Raw genomic sequence first — 17,878 nt, 5'->3', positions numbered from 1 at the left:
GCGGAGGACTCGGAGCATGGCCGGCGCGATGCGCAAGATGGCGGTCTACCTCGGCCTCGTGGAGGACGATGGGTACGACGGTCCGGGGTTCGACCCCGATGACGAATTCGAGCCTGAGCCGGAGCCCGATCGGCGACGGCATCAGCCCCCGCACCAGGTGGAACGCGAGCGCGAGCGGGAGCGCGAAAGGGACGAACCGGTACGAGTGGTACAGCCGCCCGCCCAGCGCGAGCCGGTTCAGCTCCCCGCGGAAAGCGGGCGACCCGCCCGAATCGCACCCGTGGCATCCATCACACCTGAACGCCCGAACATGGAGAAGAACGCACCGGTGATCATGCCCAAGGTCGTGTCCGAGCGGGAGCCGTACCGCATCACCACGCTGCACCCCAGGACCTACAACGAGGCCCGTACCATCGGGGAACACTTCCGTGAGGGCACTCCGGTGATCATGAACCTCACGGAGATGGACGATACGGACGCGAAGCGACTTGTCGACTTTGCCGCAGGACTCGTCTTCGGGCTCCATGGCAGCATTGAACGCGTGACGCAGAAGGTGTTCCTGTTGTCGCCTGCTAACGTCGATGTCACGGCGGAGGACAAGGCCCGCATCGCAGAGGGCGGATTCTTCAACCAGAGCTGAGAACACGACACCGGGAACAACCCGGCCGCGAGGCCGGTGCCGGCCGAGAGGCCGGAGCTACGAGAGCCAGGGGAGAGGGAAGCGCGAGACATGGGCGTCGCACTGGATGTGGTCTATATCGCGCTGATGTGTTTCCTCATCGTGCTGATCTTCCGGCTGGTCATGGACTACGTCTTCCAGTTCGCACGTTCATGGCAACCCGGCAAGGCGATGGTGGTCGTACTTGAGGCCACCTACACTGTCACCGATCCACCGCTCAGGCTTCTGCGGCGGTTCATTCCGCCGCTGCGTCTCGGGGGCGTGGCACTCGACCTGTCCTTCTTCGTTCTGATGATCATCGTCTACATCCTGATCAGCGTTGTGGTCAGGTTGTGAGCGATACGGTCTTGCCGACTGCCGACGACTACGTAGAGGTGAAGAAGAGATGCCGTTGACCCCCGAGGACGTGCGGAACAAGCAGTTCACGACCGTCCGCCTCCGAGAAGGCTATGACGAGGACGAGGTCGATGCCTTTCTCGACGAGGTCGAATCGGAGCTGACCCGTCTGCTCCGTGAGAACGAGGACCTGCGCGCCAAGCTGGCCGCCGCGACGCGTGCCGCCGCGCAGAACCAGCAGCAGCAGCAGCAACAGCAGCAGCAGGGTATGCGCAAGCCCCCGGAGCAGCAGGACCGCCCGGGCGCTCCCGTCCCCGCCGCCATATCTGGACCGCCGCAGCAGCAGCAGCCCCCGCAGATGGGTCCGCCCCAGCTGCCCGGTGGAGCTCCGCAGCTGCCTGCCGGTCCCAGCGGTCATGGCCCCCAGGGCGGCCACGGCGGCCCGCAGGGTCCGGGCCCGATGCAGGGCGGTCCCATGGGTGGCCCGATGGGCGGCCCCATGGGGCAGCACCCCCAGCAGCAGCAGATGCAGCAAATGCAGCAGATGCAGCAGCCGCAGATGCAGCAGCAGGGGCAGGGCCCCGGTGGCGACAGCGCCGCCCGTGTCCTCTCGCTCGCGCAGCAGACCGCCGACCAGGCGATCGCGGAGGCCCGTTCCGAGGCCAACAAGATCGTCGGCGAGGCGCGCAGCCGTGCCGAGGGACTGGAGCGCGATGCGCGCGCCAAGGCGGATGCCCTTGAGCGGGACGCGCAGGAGAAGCACCGCGTGGCGATGGGCTCGCTGGAGTCGGCCCGCGCGACGCTGGAGCGCAAGGTCGAGGACCTGCGTGGCTTCGAGCGCGAGTACCGCACGCGGCTGAAGTCCTACCTGGAGAGCCAGCTGCGTCAGCTGGAGACCCAGTCGGACGACTCGCTCGCTCCGCCGCGGACTCCGGCGACGGCCTCGTTGCCGCCGTCCCCCTCGCTGGCTCCGGCCGGTGCGGGTGCGATGGGTCACTCCATGGGCAGCTCCAACCACGGTGGCCACGGTGGCCAGCAGATGGGTGGCGGCCAGTCCATGGGCGGTGCGCCGTCCTACGGTGGCCAGCAGCAGATGTCGCCGGCCATGACGCAGCCGATGGCGCCGGTTCGGCCTCAGGCGCCGCAGCCGATGCAGCAGGCGCCGTCGCCGATGCGTGGGTTCCTGATCGACGAGGACGACAACTGATCGGATCGCGCTCGCTGAGCGCGTAGCCGTCGGCAGTCAAAGGGCCGGGCCCCGGGGTTTTCCCCGGGGCCCGGCCCTTTGCCGTGGGCGGCCGCCGCGTTGCGGGTGCGGGTGGGGCGCCTGGGGCGGGCTGTTCCCCTCCCCGCCCCTTCCCGAAACCGGGGCGCTGCCCCGGACCCCGCTCCTCAAGCGCCGGAGGGGCTGGATGGGCCTGACCCCGGCTTCTCGGGTGCGGGAGGGCAGATCCAGCCCGTCCGGCGCTTGAGGACATCTTTCAGCCTCGCCGGCGTTTGAGGCGCGGGGGTTCGGGGGCGGAGCCCTTGAGGGGGGACGGCGAAGGGCCCGGCCGGAGACCTCCCGGCCGGGCCCCTCCGCGTACGGACCTACTGCTTGCGCAGGCGGAACACCAGCTCCAGGCCCTCGTCCTCGAACGGCGCGCCGTACGTGTCGTCCGCCTCGCCCTCCGCGTAGTCCAGGGCCAGCACCTCGTCCGCGATCAGCGGCTTGTGCTCCGTGAGCGCCTCCGCCGTTGCGGGGGACGTCGTCGTCCAGCGGACGGCGATGCGGTCCGCCACGTCCAGGCCGCTGTTCTTGCGGGCCTCCTGGATCAGGCGGATCGCGTCACGGGCCAGGCCCGCGCGGCGCAGCTCCGGGGTGATCTCCAGGTCCAGGGCCACCGTCGCGCCCGCGTCCGAGGCGACCGACCAGCCCTCGCGCGGGGTCTCCGTGATGATGACCTCATCGGGGGTGAGGGTGATCTGCTCGCCCTCCACCTCCACCGACGCCGTGCCCTCGCGCAGGGCCAGGGAGAGCGCCGCCGCGTCCGCGTTCGCGACCGCCTTGGCCACCGCCTGCACGCCCTTGCCGAACCGCTTGCCCAGCGCCCGGAAGTTCGCCTTCGCCGTCGTGTCGACCAGCGAGCCGCCGACCTCCGAAAGCGTGGCGAGCGAGGTGACGTTCAGCTCCTCCGTGATCTGCGCCCGCAGGTCCGGAGCGAGCGACTCGAAGCCGCTCGCCGCCACCAGTGCCCGAGACAGCGGCTGGCGCGTCTTCACGCCCGACTCCGCGCGCGTCGCCCGGCCCAGCTCCACCAGGCGGCGCACCAGCGCCATCTGGGAGGAGAGGGTCGGGTCGATCGCCGTCAGGTCCGGCTTCGGCCACGAGGACAGGTGCACCGACTCCGGGGCGTCCGGGGTCACCGGCGCGATGAGGTCCTGCCAGACCCGCTCGGTGATGAACGGGACCAGCGGGGCCATCAGCCGGGTCACCGTCTCGACGACCTCGTGCAGTGTGCGCAGCGCCGCCTTGTCGCCCTGCCAGAAGCGGCGGCGCGAGCGGCGTACGTACCAGTTGGAGAGGTCGTCGACGAACGCCGAGAGCAGCTTGCCGGCGCGCTGGGTGTCGTAGCCCTCCATCGCGAGCGTCATCTGGTCGACCAGCGCGTTGAGTTCGCTGAGCAGCCAGCGGTCCAGGACCGTGCGGTCCGCCGGGGCCGGGTCGGCCGCCGACGGGGCCCAGCCCGACGTGCGTGCGTACAGAGCCTGGAAAGCCACCGTGTTCCAGTACGTGAGGAGCGTCTTGCGGACGACCTCCTGGATCGTGCCGTGGCCCACGCGCCGTGCCGCCCACGGGGAGCCGCCCGCCGCCATGAACCACCGCACCGCGTCCGCCCCGTGCTGGTCCATCAGCGGGATCGGCTGGAGGATGTTGCCCAGGTGCTTGGACATCTTGCGGCCGTCCTCGGCGAGGATGTGGCCCAGGCAGACCACGTTCTCGTACGAGGATTTGTCGAAGACCAGCGTTCCTACCGCCATCAGCGTGTAGAACCAGCCGCGGGTCTGGTCGATGGCCTCCGAGATGAACTGCGCCGGGTAGCGGCTCTCGAAGACTTCCTTGTTCTTGTACGGGTAGCCCCACTGCGCGAACGGCATCGAACCCGAGTCGTACCAGGCGTCGATGACCTCCGGGACCCGGTACGCCTCCAGCTGGCAGTTCTCGTGCGTGCAGGTGAAGGTGATCTCGTCGATGAACGGGCGGTGGGGGTCGAGCGACGACTGGTCGGTGCCTGTCAGTTCCGTCAGTTCCGCTCGCGAGCCCACGCACGTCAGGTGGTTGTCCTCGCAGCGCCAGATCGGCAGCGGCGTGCCCCAGTAGCGGTTACGGGACAGCGCCCAGTCCACGTTGTTGTTCAGCCAGTCGCCGAAGCGGCCGTTCTTGACCGAGTCCGGGAACCAGTTGGTCTTCTCGTTCTCCTGGAGGAGGCGGTCCTTGATCGCCGTCGTCCTGATGTACCAGGACGGCTGCGCGTAATAGAGCAGCGCTGTGTGGCAGCGCCAGCAGTGCGGGTAGCTGTGCTCGTACGGGACGTGGCGGAAGAGCTTCCCTCGCGCGTCCAGGTCCGCGGTGAGCGCCTCGTCGGCCTTCTTGAAGAAGACGCCGCCGACCAGCGGCAGGTCTTCCTCGAAGGTGCCGTCGGGGCGGACCGGGTTGACCACCGGGAGGCCGTACGCACGGCAGACCTGGAGGTCGTCGGCGCCGAACGCGGGGGACTGGTGGACCAGACCCGTACCGTCCTCGGTCGTCACGTACTCGGCGTTGACCACGTAGTGCGCCTCGGCAGGGAAGTCGACCAGCGTGAACGGGCGCTCGTAGCTCCAGCGCTCCATCTCCGCCCCGGTGAACGACTGGCCCGTCGCCTCCCAGCCCTCGCCGAGCGCCTTCTCCAGGAGGGGTTCGGCGACGACCAGCTTCTCCTCGCCGTTCGACGCGACGACGTACCGGACCCCGGGGTGCGCGGCGACCGCCGTGTTGGAGACCAGCGTCCAGGGGGTGGTCGTCCAGACCAGGAGCGCCGCCTCGCCGGCCAGCGGGCCGCTGGTGAGGGGGAAGCGGACGAAGACGGACGGGTCGACGACCGTCTCGTAACCCTGCGCCAGCTCGTGGTCGGAGAGGCCGGTGCCGCAGCGCGGGCACCAGGGGGCGACGCGGTGGTCCTGGACCAGCAGGTCCTTGTTGAAGATCTCCTTCAGCGACCACCACACGGAGTCCACGTACTCCGGGTCCATCGTGCGGTACGCGTCGTCCAGGTCGACCCAGTACCCCATACGCGTCGTGAGCTCGGCGAAGGCGTCGGTGTGCCGGGTCACGGACTCACGGCACTTGGCGTTGAACTCGGCGATGCCGAACGCCTCGATGTCCTTCTTGCCGTTGAAGCCCAGTTCTTTTTCCACGGCGAGTTCGACCGGCAGGCCGTGACAGTCCCAGCCGGCCTTCCGGCCCACGTGGTAGCCCTGCATGGTGCGGAAGCGGGGGAAGACGTCCTTGAAGACGCGGGCCTCGATGTGGTGGGCGCCGGGCATGCCGTTGGCGGTGGGCGGGCCCTCGTAGAAGACCCACTCGGGGCGGCCCTCGGACTGGTCGAGGCTCTTGGCGAACACCTTGTTCTCTTGCCAGAAGTCGAGAACGGCGTGCTCCAGCGCGGGCAGGTCGACCTGGGCTGGTACCTGGCGGTACTGCGGCGATGTCATGTGCGGCTTCCTCCGGCGGACGTATTCCACTTCCGTCGGAGGGACGAGAGCGTCTGGCGCTCCCGCGGTACCACCCTCCTTGGCCCCGGGCGCGTGCCCGTGGCCCCCTCATTGGGGTCGCGATGCCGGGTCTAGTGGCCTCGGTGTCCGTGGGGCGGAACCCATGGTCCGAGGCGTTCTTCCGGCGGCTCCGGGGTGATCTTCACGACGCGCTCGCCCCCGGGCTCCCACCGTCCCCGGGTCGCTGCTGGCTGCGTACGGCGCTACTCGTCCCATCCATGCCTTTCGCTGCGCCCAGTGTACGGGCCCGGACGGCTGACGGCCGACCGGTTTAACCGGGGTCCGGCCGTGACCCGAATGGCCAGTCGGGGGCGTACGGAGTTGGGCGCGGGGACGCGGGGGCGGCCGGGGGCTGGATTACCGGGCGGGGAGCTGGGAACAACGGATGCAGGCGCGCCACGACCGGGTACGGGGAGGGGCGAAAGGGCGGCGTGCCCCGTTGCCGCGGGGCTGGGGTCGATTTATCGTCCCAGCACGATTCGCGTGCAAGATCACAATATGTGAAGGGGCCGCGGCCATGGTGGCGAAGAAGACGGCGGAAGAGACCGCGGCCGGGCAGAAGGCCGACGGGAAGCCACCGGCCGACGAGACGTCCGAGGACGGGACGGCTGCCGGAAAGGCGCCCACGAAGAAGGCGGCCGTGAAGAAGGCTGCCGCGAAGAAAGCGGGCGCAATGAAGACCGCCGCGAAGAAAGCGCCTGCCAAGAAGGCGGCTCCGAAGAAGGCCGCCGCCAAGAAGAGCACCGCGAGTACCAAGAAGAGCGCCGCGAAGAAGAGCGCGGCCGAGAAGGCTTCGAAGACGGCCGCACAGACGGCCACGGGGGCGGCTCAGGCCGCCGAGGAGACGGGAGCCCACACGGTGGTAGCCAAGAAGAGCGCGAGTCGCCCCGCAGCCGCTACGGACGAGGCGGCCGTGCCGCCGGCCCGTGGAGCCGCCGCGACCGCTCCCGGCGAACTGGCGGTACGGCCCGGGGAGGACCCCTGGACGCCGGAGGAGGTCACCGAGGCACGCACGCTGCTGACCAGCGAGATCATGCGGCTGCGCAGCGAGCTGGAGGCTTCAGGGGCAGCGCTCGCCGGGCTGATGCGGGACTCCGGGGACGGCGCGGGCGACGACGAGGCCGACACGGGCACCAAGAACATCACCCGGGAGCACGAGCTGTCGCTCGCCGCCCACGCCCAGGAGACGCTGGAGCAGACCGAGCGGGCGCTCGCCCGGCTGGAGGCGGGGACCTACGGGCTCTGCGAGGTGTGCGGCAAACCGATCGGCAAGGCACGGATGCAGGCATTTCCCCGCGCCACCCTCTGCGTCGAGGACAAACAGAAGCAGGAGCGGCGCGGCTGACCCGCACAGGTGTGTCGTACCCTCGTCCTCAGTCAGGCACCTAGGTTGAGGGACTCACGTGGCAGAGGCGGAGCGCATCATCGGTACGCCGGACAATCCCGAGGCCGAGCACACGGACGAAGGCGGCTCCACGGCCGCCGACGCCGCGGTGAACGCGGGTACGGGCAAGCGCAAGATCCTGGCGCTCGTCGGCGTCGCGATCGTCGCCTATCTGCTGGACCTGGTCTCCAAGCTGATCGTGGTCGCCAAGCTGGAGCACCAGCCGCCGATCGACATCATCGGTGACTGGCTCCAGTTCCGGGCGCTGCGCAATCCCGGTGCCGCGTTCGGGTTCGGCGAGGCGTTCACGGTGATCTTCACCATCATCGCCGCCGGCGTGATAGTGGTCGTCATCCGGCTGGCCCGCAAGCTCTACAGCCTGCCCTGGGCCATCGCCCTGGGACTGCTCCTGGGCGGCGCGCTCGGCAACCTCACCGACCGCATCTTCCGGGCGCCCGGCGTGTTCGAAGGGGCGGTGGTCGACTTCATCGCCCCCAAGCACTTCGCCGTCTTCAATCTCGCCGACTCCGCCATCGTCTGCGGCGGCATCCTCATCGTGATCCTCTCCTTCAAGGGGCTGGACCCCGACGGGACCGTGCACAAGGACTGACCGTCCACAGGGGACCGACCGGGCTGCGCGGGGAGTCTCCGGCGCAAGGCATACTCGACAGGTGAGTACGCACCCCGAGATCCGCACCCTGCCCGTACCGGACGGCCTGGAAGGCGAGCGTGTCGACGCCGCCATCTCCAGGATGTTCGGTTTCTCCCGCACCAAGGCCGCCGAGCTGGCCGCTGCCGGGAAGGTCCAGGTGGACGGTTCGGTGGCCGGCAAGTCCGAGCGCGTGCACGGCGGCGCGTGGCTGGAGGTCGAGATGCCCCAGGCACCCGCCCCCGTCCAGGTCGTGGCCGAGCCCGTCGAGGGCATGGAGATCGTCCACGACGACGACGACATCGTGGTCATCATGAAGCCGGTCGGTGTCGCTGCCCACCCCAGCCCCGGCTGGACCGGCACCACTGTCATCGGCGGCCTCGCCGCCGCCGGGTACCGCATCTCGACGTCCGGCGCCGCCGAGCGCCAGGGCATCGTGCACCGCCTCGACGTCGGCACCTCCGGCCTGATGGTCGTCGCCAAGTCCGAGCGCGCGTACACCCTGCTCAAGGCCCAGTTCCGCGACCGGATCGTCGACAAGAAGTACCACGCGCTCGTCCAGGGCCACCCGGACCCGATGAGCGGCACCATCGACGCCCCCATCGGGCGCCACCCCAACCACGACTACAAGTGGGCAGTCACCGCCGAGGGCAAGCCGTCGGTCACCCACTACGACCTGATCGAGGCGTACCGCGCCGCCAGCCTCCTGGACATCAAGCTGGAGACCGGCCGCACCCACCAGATCCGGGTCCACATGTCCGCCCACCGCCACCCCTGCGTCGGCGACCTGACGTACGGCGCCGACCCGACCCTGGCCAAGCGGCTCGGGCTGACCCGGCAGTGGCTGCACGCGGTGCGCCTGGGCTTCGAGCACCCGAGCGACGGCAGCTGGGTGGAGTTCTCCAGCACCTACCCGGCCGACCTCCAGCACGCCCTCGACACCATCGCCGCGGAGAGCCAGTGACCGCCGTACCACCCCCGTACACCGTCCGCAGGGCCGTCGAGGAGAGCGACCTGGCGGCCTGCTTCCAGGTGCGCAAGGAGGTCTTCGTCGGCGAGCAGAACGTGCCCGAGGAGATCGAGTACGACGCCTACGACCCGACCGCCGTGCACGTCCTGGCCGTGGCGGCCGACGGCACCGCCCTCGGTACGGGGCGGCTGCTGCACGGCGCCGACGCGGCCGGGAAGACCGGCGGCGACCTCACCGTCGGCTCGCTCGGCCGGCTCGCGGTGACCCGGCAGGCGCGCGGCCTCGGCGTCGGCGCGGCCCTGGTGCGCGCCATCGAGGACGAGGCGGTCCGGCTCGGCCTGACCGCCGTGGACCTGCACGCCCAGACCCACGCCCTCGGCTTCTACGAGCGGCTCGGATACGTCGCGTACGGCCCCGAGTTCCCGGACGCGGGCATTCCGCACCGGGCGATGCGCCGGAAGACCATGTCCGCCTGATCGGGACCGTGGCTGCCCGATCCCGCCGCGCGGGGGGAGTGCGGGGGGTCTCGTCCGTTCCGTGAACCGTGCGTGGCAGGGTGGAGGCTCTGCCCGGCCGTCGCCCCGGCCGGGCTCCTGACGGCCGCTCACCCCGGCCGGACTCGCGGGCCCGGCCCAGCCGTGACCTGGACGTCGGCCCGGTGAGAGGCCCGGAACCGTACGCTCCGGAAGGCGCCTCCCGTGGATCAGATGGCCCTGTTGCTCCTGCTGCTGCTCGGAGCCGTGGTCACGGTGCCCCTCGGCGCCCGGCTGGGGCTGCCGGCACCGGTCCTGATGACGCTGGCCGGGGTCGCGATGGCGTTCGCGCCCTTCGTGCCGAACGTCGACATCCCGCCCGAGATCATCCTCCCGGCCCTGCTGCCGCCGCTGCTCTACGCCTCCGTGCAGCGCACCTCCTGGCGCCAGTTCGCCGCCAACAAACGCCCGATCTTCCTGCTGGCCGTCGCCCTGGTCTTCGTCACCACGGCCGCCGTCGCCGCGGTCGCCAACTCCGTCGTGCCCGGCCTGCCGATCGCCGCCGCCGTCGCGCTGGGCGCGCTCGTCGCCCCGCCCGACCCGGTCGCCGCGACCGCCGTGGCGGGCTCGGTCGGCCTGCCGCGCCGGCTGGTGTCGATCCTGGAGGGCGAGGGGCTCTTCAACGACGTCACCGCCATCGTGCTCTACCACGTGGCCATCGCCGCGGCGGTGAGCGGCACCTTCTCGGTGCCCGAGGCCTTCGGGCTGCTGATCCTCTCCGCCGTGGTCGCGATCGCCGTCGGCCTCGCGCTCGGCTGGCTCACCATCAAGCTGATGGGCCTGCTGGGCGACGCCACCCTCCAGGTCGGCCTGAGCCTGCTGGTGCCCTTCGTCGCCTACGTCCTCGCCGAGGAGCTGATGGGCTCCGGTGTGCTCGCCGTCCTGACCATCGCGCTCTACCTCGCCGAGCACACCGCCGACGCCGACGACGTGCTCGGCCGGCTCACCGGACGTACCTTCTGGGAGATCGTCGACACCCTGGTCACCGGCGTGGCCTTCGGGCTGATCGGCCTGGAGCTGCACAGCGTGTTCGGCACCTCCGGCGGGCGCGAGTTCCAGATGCTCGGCTGGGGCCTCGTGATCGTCGGGGTCGTCGTCGGCGTCCGGCTGGCCTGGCTGCTGCCCGCCACCTGGCTCGCCAAGAAGCTCCACACCCGGCGGGACGTCAGCGAGGAGATCCCGACCAGCTGGCGGGAGACCGTCGTCATGTGGTGGGCCGGGATGCGCGGGGTGGCCTCCGTCGCGCTGGCGCTCGCCATTCCGCTGGAGACCGACGACGGACAGCCCTTCCCCGGCCGCGACGAGATCATCTTCATCGCCTTCTGCGTGATCATGGTCACCCTCGTCTTCCAGGGGCTCACCCTGCCCTGGCTGGTCCGCAAGCTCGGCGTACGCGCCGACGCGGACGCCGAGGAGGCCCTGGAGCGAGAGCTCGCCCTGCGCGCCGCCAAGGCCGCCAAGCTCCGGCTCAAGGAGATCCAGGAGGTCGAGGAGTTCCCGGACGAGGTCGTGGAGCGGCTCCAGAAGGCCGCGTACGACATCGGGGCCCGGATCAACCCGGAGATCGTGGACGAGGAGCGGCGCGAGGCGTACGCGAAGCGGGCCGAGCGGTTCAAGGCGGTCAGCCGGGTCCAGCGCGAGATGATGTCGGCCGCCCGCCACGAGGTCCTCTCGGCCCGCAACGAGGCCGGCTCCGATCCCGAGGTCGTGGACCGGGTGCTGCGCTACCTGGACGTGCGCTCCCTGCGCTGAGGGCCCGCGCGGTTCTCAGCCGCGGCCCGTCCGGGGTGCCTTGGAACCGTCCAGGTCGCGGGAGGGGCCGGACCCGTTGCGGCCGGGCCGGGGCCGCGCGCCCGTCAGCTCCGCCCACTGCTCGCCCGGCGGCAGCGCGGCGGGGGAGCTGGCGATGCGCGGCAGCGCGTACGGGTGGTGGTCGCGCAGCCAGCCGATCAGCTGCTCGCGCACCGCGCACCGCACCGTCCAGATGTCGTCCGCGTCCTTCGCCGTGACCACCGCCCGCACCTGGATGGTGGTCGGGGTGGTGTCGGTGACGGCGAGGGACCAGTCCCGGCCGTCCCAGGCGGCGATGTCACCGAGGATGTCGCGCAGCTTCTTGCGCATCAGGGCGATCGGCGCCGCGTGGTCCAGGTGGAAGAAGACCGTGCCGGTCATCTGGACCCCGCCGCGCGACCAGTTCTCGAACGGCTTGCTCGTGAAGTACGAGACCGGCATCGTGATCCGCCGCTCGTCCCAGGTCCGTACCGCCAGGAACGTCAGCGTGATCTCCTCGATCGTTCCCCACTCGCCGTCCACCACCACGGTGTCGCCGAGCCTGACCATGTCCCCGAAGGCGATCTGGAGCCCGGCGAAGAGGTTGCCGAGGGTCGACTGGGCGGCCACACCGGCGACGATGCCGAGCACACCGGCCGAGGCCAGCATCGAGGTGCCGACCCCGCGCATCGCCGGGAACGTCAGCAGCATCGCCGCGATCGCGACCACCGTCACGACCGCGATGACGACCCGCTGGATCAGCGTCACCTGCGTACGGACCCGGCGGACCCGGGCAGGATCGCGGGTGGACGTCGCGTACCGCGCGTAACTGGACTCGACGACCGTCGCGGCGGCCCGCACGACCAGCCAGGCCGTGGCGCCGATCAGCACCAGGGAGAGGCCCTGGCCGATCCCGACCCGGTGCTCCCACACCCAGGCGATGCCCGACTGCCGGTAGCTGCCGCGCAGCAGCGCCGTGATGATCACCACCTGCAGCGGTGGCCGGCAGCGCCGCAGCAGACCCCACAGCGGGGTCTCGTGGTGGCGGCTGTCGGCCCTGCGCAGCAGCCGGTCGACCAGCCAGCCGATCAGCAGGGTGATCACCACGGATCCGCCGAAGACGATCAGCGGGCGCAGCACGTTCTCCATCGTCCGGTCCTCCAAGCATTGAGGCGCAACTGGCACCATGGGCCTCATGAACATCATGCTTTTCCACTCGACCTACGGGCTCACGCCCGCAGTGCACGCCGCGGCCGCACGTCTGAGGGACGCCGGCCACGAGGTGCGCGTGCCCGATCTTTTCGAGGGGCACACCTTCGACACGGTGGAGGAGGGCATGGCCTTCAAGGAGGAGGTCGGCAAGGAGGAGCTGCTGAAGCGGGCGGTGCTCGCCGCGGCCCCCTACTCCGACCAGGGGCTCGTCTACGCCGGGTTCTCCCTCGGCGCGGCGACCGCGCAGACCCTGGCGCTCGGTGACGCGAAGGCGCGCGGGCTGCTGCTCTTCCACGGCACATCGGACATCGCGGAGAACGCGACGGTGGACGAGCTGCCCGTCCAGCTGCACGTCGCGGACCCGGACCCCTTCGAGTCCCATGACTGGCTGAACAGCTGGTATCTCCAGATGCAGCGGACCGGCGCGGACGTGGAGATCTACCGCTACCCGGGGGCCGGCCACCTGTTCACCGACCCCGACCTCCACGACTACGACCAGGCGGCCGCCGAGCAGACCTGGAAGGTCGCGCTCGGCTTCCTGGCCACGCTGTAGGGGCGTTTCAGCGGACCGGGTGGTCCACCCGCTCGACCTTCTGGGTGCCCCGGCGCGTGCGGTAGGAGCGGACCCAGGCGGAGGTGGCGTCCTTGGCCGTCTTGTCGGACAGCACGTAGTAGTCCATCTGCGAGCGCTCGGCGGTGACGTCCAGGACGCCGTAGCCGTGCGAGTCCATGTCCACCCACTTCACATGGCGGTTGGCGGTACGGACGGCCGCCGACGCGACCGTCGACACGGTCTGCGGTGCGACCCGCAGGATGTCGTCCAGGTTGTCCGAGGTCACCGAGGTGACGACGAACTCCGTCGCCGCCGAGGGCGACAGCGGATACGTCGCCGCCTTCACCGGCACCTCACTGGCCCAGGCCATGTGCACATCGCCGGTCAGGAACACCGTGTCGCGGATCCCCCGGTCCCGCAGATGCCCGATCAGCTCCTTGCGGTCGTCGGTGTACCCGTCCCACTGGTCGACGCTGAACGCCAGCCCCTCCTTCGGCAGCCCCAGCAGCCCGGTGAGCGGCCCCAGCAGGTGGGCGGGGAGAGCCCCGAAGGCGACCGGCGAGATCATCACCGACGTCCCCACCAGCTTCCACACCGCGTCCGACCCGGCCAGACCCGCCTTCAGCCAGTCCAGCTGCGCCCGGCCGGTGATCGTACGCTCCGGGTCGTCCACCGAGCCGTTGCCGATGGACGCCTGCTCTGATCGGAAGCTCCGCAGGTCCAGCAGGTGCAGATCGGCCAGCCGCCCGAACCGCAGCCGCCGGTGGACGGTCCCCTCGGTGGAGGCGCGGACCGGCATCCACTCGAAGTACGCCTGCTTGGCCGCCGCCACCCGCTCAGCCCACACCCCCTCCGTACCCGGGGTGTGGTTCTGCGCGCCTCCCGACCAGGCGTCGTTGGCGAACTCGTGGTCGTCCCAGATCGCGATGACCGGGTGGGCGGCGTGCAGCGCCTGGAGGTCGGTGTCGGTCTTGTAGGTGCCGTGCCTCAGGCGGTAGTCGGCCAGGTTCAGGATCTCGTGGGCGGGCCGGTGCTCACGCAGGGCCGCGCCCTGGGTCGGGTAGCCGCCGGTCGCGTACTCGTACAGGTAGTCGCCCAGGTGCAGCACCGCGTCCAGGTCGCCGCGGGCGGCGAGATGGCGGTACGCGGAGAACCAGCCCGCCTCCCAGTTGGCGCAGGACACCACGCCGAAGCGGAGCCCCGCCACGCTCGTCCCGGTGGCGGGCGCGGTGCGGGTGCGGCCGACGGGGGAGCGGACCTCGGCGCCCTCGCCGGCCCCGCCGCCTGTTGAGAAGCGGAAGTAGTACGAGGTGGCCGGGCGCAGTCCGCGGACGTCGGCTTTCACCGTGTGGTCGGAGGCGGCCGAGGCGAGCGTCGTACCGCTCCCGGCCGGCGCGGTGAACTCCCGGTCCTCCGCGACCTCCCAGCGCACCGGGGTGTCGGCCCCGCGCCCCGAACCGGGCTCCGCGCCGGGCTCGGGGGTGACGCGGGTCCACAGCAGGACCCCGTCGGGCAGCGGGTCCCCGGAGGCGACGCCGTGCAGGAAGGCGGGCGCCGTCACCTGAGAGCCGGCAGTGGCGGAGGTGATGGTCGAGGTGGCGAGTACGGGCACGGCGGCGGCGGTCGCGGCGGCGGCCCGGACGACCGTGCGGCGGCTCGGCGAGGGTATGTGTCGACTGGTCACGGCCGATCACCCTACTGGCGCGTACAGCGAACGGGCGGGCGAACGGAGGAAGTTCGCCCGCCCGTCGGGAAACGGTCGCCGGGAGGTGGCCCGCGGGTCGGAGGAGCACCCGGCCCGGCAGCTTGAAGGCGTTACGCCTTGAGCGCCTTGTCCACCGCCGCCGTGAACTCGGCCGCCGTCATCGGGGCGTTGTCGCTGCCCTCCGTCGTGACCTTCTTGCCGTCCATCTTCAGCGTCGGCGTGCCCTTGACGTCGCTCTTGTCGAACGCCTCGGACATCTTCATCGCCCAGGCGTCGTACGTACCGTCCTCGACGTCCTTCTGGAAGGCCTTGTTCCCCTTGAGAGCGTCCACCGAGTCGGCGACCTCGATGAGGTAGCTGTCCTTGGCGAACTTGTCCTCGCTCTCCTCCGGGTGGAACTTCGCGGAGTACAGCGCGGCCTTGTACTCCATGAACGCCTCGGGGCTCACGTTCAGCGCGGCGCCGAGCGCGCTCAGGGCGTTCTTGGACCCCTCACCGTTGTCGGTGTTGTCGATGAAGGTCGCACCGACGTACTTGACCTTGTACTTGCCGGCGTCGACGTCCTTCGCGACGGTCTCGCCGACGCCCTGCTCGAACGTGGCGCAGACCGGGCAGCGGGAGTCCTCGTACAGCTCCAGGGTCTTCTTGGCGTCGGACTTGCCGATCACCACGGTGGTGCCGTCCTTGCCCGCGGTGTTCTTCGGCGCGCTGACGTTCTTCGCGTCGGCGGCGGCCTCCCAGGCGTCCGGCTTGTTCAGCTGCATCACGCCGTAGCTGATACCGCCGACGACGGCGAGGGCCGCGACGACCGAGACGCCGACGACGAGCTGCTTGCGGGTCCGGTCCTTCTTCGCCTGCGCCTCGCGCTCGGCGCGCAGCCGCTCACGGGCCGCTGCCTTGTTCTGCTGGGTGTTGCGCTTGCTCATGGTGGTGTTCTCCGTGGATGCGTGGGGAGTGGAAGGGTGCTGCTCGGCGCCGGCCGTCCTGCCCTCAGGCAGCGGTGGCGTACGCGGTGAGCGGCGGCCCCCTCCGTCCCACGGAGTGCACGGGGAAGCGGGCCGGGGAGAGCGGGTGCTCGCGCCCGGCGGCGCGGGGGAGACGGGGCGCGGACCGGACGGTGCCGCGCACCACGGCGACCGCGGTGAGCAGCGGCCGGAACGCCACCAGGGCCGCCGTGCGCACCAGACCCGCCAGCGCCGCCTCGCCGCGCCGCAGCCAGGCGGCCGCGAGCAGCCCGACGGCCACATGGGCGGCGAGCAGCAGCCACGGCACGGCCGGACCCGGCTGCGCCAGCAGGGCCGCCGCGCGGTCGCCCGCACCGGTCATCCCGGCGAGCGGGGTGCCCACCGTGCCGACGCCCGCGATCCGCGCCCCGGTCGCGCCGACCTCGCCGCCCCCGCAGAGCACGTCGAAGCCGACCGAGCGCAGCGGGCCCGCGATGGGCCCGCCGGCCGCCCCGTAACAGAGGTGCTGGCCGGTGGTGAAGAGCGTGTCGGCCGCCAGCTCCAGCGGGACGAGCAGCCCCGCGATGGCGCCGAAGCCGCGCTCCCGCCCGGCCAGCGCGTACGCCACGCCGAAGACGACCGCCGCGAGGAGCGCGACGGCGGTCAGCGGCAGCGGGACCCCGGAGAGCAGCACATGGGACGCCGTGGACAGGGTGACGACGAGCGCGGCGAAAAGCGCCGCGCGCACCACCCTGAGCTGCGTACCTGAGATGTCCATCGCCGGAAAGTGTGTCATGTGCGGAGGTAAGCGGACCTTAAAAGAAGCTGAGAGTCACGGCACGGCCGGATGCCGACGCCTACAGGCCGGGGATCCGGCCGTTGCGGAAGAGGTCCACGAAGATCTGGTGGTCCGCGCGGGCCTGGGCCCCGTAGCTGTGGGCGAAATCGACCAGCAGCTCGCCGAACCCCTCCTCGTCGGCCGCGATGGCCGCGTCGATCGCCCGCTCCGTGGAGAACGGCACCAGCGAGTGGCCGCTCTCGTCGTCCGCCGCCGCGTGCATGGTGGCCGTCGCCCGGCCCAGGTCCGCGACGACCGCCGCGATCTCGTCCACCTCGTCGATCTCGGACCAGTCCAGATCGACCGCGTACGGCGAGACCTCGGCGACCAGCTGGCCCGCGCCGTCCAGCTCGGTCCAGCCCAGCCACGGGTCCGCGTGCGCCTGGAGCGCCCGCTGCGAGATCACCGTGCGGTGCCCCTCGTGCTGGAAGTAGTCCCGCACGGCGGCGTCCGTGATGTGCCGGGAGACCGCCGGGGTCTGCGCCTGCTTGAGGTAGATCACCACGTCGTTCTCCAGGGCGTCGCTGTTGCCCTCCAGGAGGATGTTGTACGAGGGGAGCCCGGCCGATCCGATGCCGATGCCCCGGCGGCCCACCACGTCCTTGACCCGGTAGGAGTCGGGGCGGGTCAGGCTCGACTCCGGCAGCGTCTCCAGATAGCCGTCGAACGCGGCCAGCACCTTGTACCGCGTCGCGGCGTCCAGGTCGATCGCGCCGCCGCCGTCCGCGAACCGGCGCTCGAAGTCCCGGATCACCGTCATCGAGTCCAGCAGCGAGAAGCGGGTCAGCGAGCGGGCGGCGCGCAGCGCGTCCAGCAGCGGACCCTCGGCGGTGTCCAGCGTGAAGGGCGGCACCTCGTCGTTCTTCGCGCCCGTCGCCAGCGCGTGGATCCGCTCCCGGTAGGCGGCGGCGAAGATCCGGACCAGGTCGGTGATCTGCTCGTCGGACAGCGCCTTGGCGTACCCGATCAGCGCCACGGAGGCGGCGAACCGCTTCAGGTCCCAGGTGAAGGGGCCCACGTACGCCTCGTCGAAATCGTTGACGTTGAAGACGAGGCGGCCGTTGGCGTCCATGTAGGTGCCGAAATTCTCCGCGTGGAGATCACCGTGGATCCAGACCCGGCCCGTGCGCTCGTCCAGATACGGTCCGCCGCGCTGCTCCCGCTCCAGGTCGGTGTAGAACAGGCAGGCCGTGCCCCGGTAGAAGGCGAAGGCCGAGCCCGCCATCTTGCGGAACTTCACCCGGAAAGCGGCGGGATCGGCGGCCAGCAGCTCCCCGAAGGCGGTGTCGAAAACGGCGAGAATCTGCTCCCCGCGCTGCGCTGCGCCGGTCTGCGTTTCCGACATCTCTTGCTGCCTCCTGCTGTCGTTGGCGTACCTGCCCGGGAATCCGGTGCGCGTGACGGAGTGCATGACAAAACGGACACCCGTCCCGCTCTCTCCAACGCTCGGCGGAAGCCGGGAGTGCCCGTCGTCGGACTCCGTCACGTCGTAGACTTCCACGCTGTCCCCC

General features: G+C 70.8%; 15 protein-coding genes. 9 read left to right on the top strand and 6 right to left on the bottom strand.

The window, feature by feature from the left end; genetic code table 11:
* Nucleotides 1-16 precede the first annotated feature (16 nt).
* From IF17_RS0109475 to IF17_RS0109465, 3 genes are all read left to right on the top strand, one after another.
* Nucleotides 17-640: a cell division protein SepF gene (locus tag IF17_RS0109475; protein ID WP_030564126.1), complete on the top strand. Its 624-nt coding sequence runs from the start codon at nucleotides 17-19 to the stop codon at nucleotides 638-640.
* A 90-nt stretch (nucleotides 641-730) separates the two neighbouring features.
* Complete coding sequence (locus IF17_RS0109470; protein WP_030564125.1) at nucleotides 731-1,015, top strand: YggT family protein; 285 nt, start codon at nucleotides 731-733, stop codon at nucleotides 1,013-1,015.
* A gap of 49 nt (nucleotides 1,016-1,064) precedes the next feature.
* On the top strand, nucleotides 1,065-2,222 hold the full coding sequence (locus IF17_RS0109465) for a DivIVA domain-containing protein (protein ID WP_030564124.1): 1,158 nt from the start codon (nucleotides 1,065-1,067) through the stop codon (nucleotides 2,220-2,222).
* 383 nt (nucleotides 2,223-2,605) lie between these two features.
* On the opposite strand, the gene ileS is transcribed toward IF17_RS0109465, so the two are convergent.
* Nucleotides 2,606-5,749 (bottom strand): isoleucine--tRNA ligase, encoded by a 3,144-nt coding sequence (gene ileS, locus IF17_RS0109460; protein ID WP_030564123.1) that lies wholly within the window; start codon nucleotides 5,747-5,749, stop codon nucleotides 2,606-2,608.
* Nucleotides 5,750-6,326: 577 nt separating this feature from the next.
* On the opposite strand from ileS, the gene IF17_RS0109455 reads away from it, so the two are divergent.
* The 5 genes from IF17_RS0109455 to IF17_RS0109435 all read left to right on the top strand — a co-directional run bounded on the left by IF17_RS0109455 (nucleotide 6,327) and on the right by IF17_RS0109435 (nucleotide 11,097).
* Nucleotides 6,327-7,154, top strand: a complete 828-nt coding sequence (locus IF17_RS0109455) for a TraR/DksA family transcriptional regulator (protein ID WP_030564122.1) — start codon at nucleotides 6,327-6,329, stop codon at nucleotides 7,152-7,154.
* Nucleotides 7,155-7,212: 58 nt separating this feature from the next.
* Entirely contained in the window at nucleotides 7,213-7,803 is a 591-nt protein-coding gene (lspA, locus tag IF17_RS0109450) for a signal peptidase II (RefSeq protein WP_030564121.1), read from the top strand.
* A gap of 61 nt (nucleotides 7,804-7,864) precedes the next feature.
* Complete coding sequence (locus IF17_RS0109445; protein ID WP_018512010.1) at nucleotides 7,865-8,806, top strand: RluA family pseudouridine synthase; 942 nt, start codon at nucleotides 7,865-7,867, stop codon at nucleotides 8,804-8,806.
* Nucleotides 8,803-9,288 carry a GNAT family N-acetyltransferase gene (locus tag IF17_RS0109440; RefSeq protein WP_030564120.1) on the top strand — a complete coding sequence of 162 codons (486 nt, stop codon included), beginning with the start codon at nucleotides 8,803-8,805 and terminating at the stop codon, nucleotides 9,286-9,288. The genes IF17_RS0109445 and IF17_RS0109440 overlap by 4 nt, the downstream gene beginning before the upstream one ends.
* A 222-nt stretch (nucleotides 9,289-9,510) precedes the next feature.
* Nucleotides 9,511-11,097, top strand: coding sequence for a Na+/H+ antiporter (locus tag IF17_RS0109435; protein ID WP_030564118.1), 1,587 nt, complete (start codon nucleotides 9,511-9,513; stop codon nucleotides 11,095-11,097).
* Between the two features lie 15 nt (nucleotides 11,098-11,112).
* On the opposite strand, the gene IF17_RS0109430 is transcribed toward IF17_RS0109435, so the two are convergent.
* Nucleotides 11,113-12,264, bottom strand: coding sequence for a mechanosensitive ion channel family protein (locus IF17_RS0109430; RefSeq protein ID WP_030564116.1), 1,152 nt, complete (start codon nucleotides 12,262-12,264; stop codon nucleotides 11,113-11,115).
* A 37-nt stretch (nucleotides 12,265-12,301) separates the two neighbouring features.
* On the opposite strand from IF17_RS0109430, the gene IF17_RS0109425 reads away from it, so the two are divergent.
* Nucleotides 12,302-12,880, top strand: coding sequence for a dienelactone hydrolase family protein (locus IF17_RS0109425; RefSeq protein ID WP_030564114.1), 579 nt, complete (start codon nucleotides 12,302-12,304; stop codon nucleotides 12,878-12,880).
* 7 nt (nucleotides 12,881-12,887) lie between these two features.
* On the opposite strand, the gene IF17_RS0109420 is transcribed toward IF17_RS0109425, so the two are convergent.
* The 4 genes from IF17_RS0109420 to IF17_RS0109405 form a co-directional block, all read right to left on the bottom strand.
* Entirely contained in the window at nucleotides 12,888-14,564 is a 1,677-nt protein-coding gene (locus IF17_RS0109420) for an alkaline phosphatase D family protein (protein ID WP_030564112.1), read from the bottom strand.
* A gap of 131 nt (nucleotides 14,565-14,695) precedes the next feature.
* Nucleotides 14,696-15,511: a DsbA family protein gene (locus IF17_RS0109415; RefSeq protein ID WP_030564110.1), complete on the bottom strand. Its 816-nt coding sequence runs from the start codon at nucleotides 15,509-15,511 to the stop codon at nucleotides 14,696-14,698.
* 64 nt (nucleotides 15,512-15,575) lie between these two features.
* Complete coding sequence (locus tag IF17_RS0109410) at nucleotides 15,576-16,307, bottom strand: hypothetical protein (RefSeq protein ID WP_030564109.1); 732 nt, start codon at nucleotides 16,305-16,307, stop codon at nucleotides 15,576-15,578.
* A 79-nt stretch (nucleotides 16,308-16,386) separates the two neighbouring features.
* Entirely contained in the window at nucleotides 16,387-17,712 is a 1,326-nt protein-coding gene (locus tag IF17_RS0109405; protein WP_030564107.1) for a DUF2252 domain-containing protein, read from the bottom strand.
* Nucleotides 17,713-17,878: the final 166 nt, after the last annotated feature.

Source organism: Streptomyces cyaneofuscatus, from assembly GCF_000718135.1.
Taxonomy (GTDB): Bacteria; Actinomycetota; Actinomycetes; order Streptomycetales; family Streptomycetaceae; genus Streptomyces; species Streptomyces cyaneofuscatus.
The sequence above is the reverse complement of the archived record's forward strand: the minus strand, read 5'-3'. Positions and strand labels throughout refer to the sequence as shown.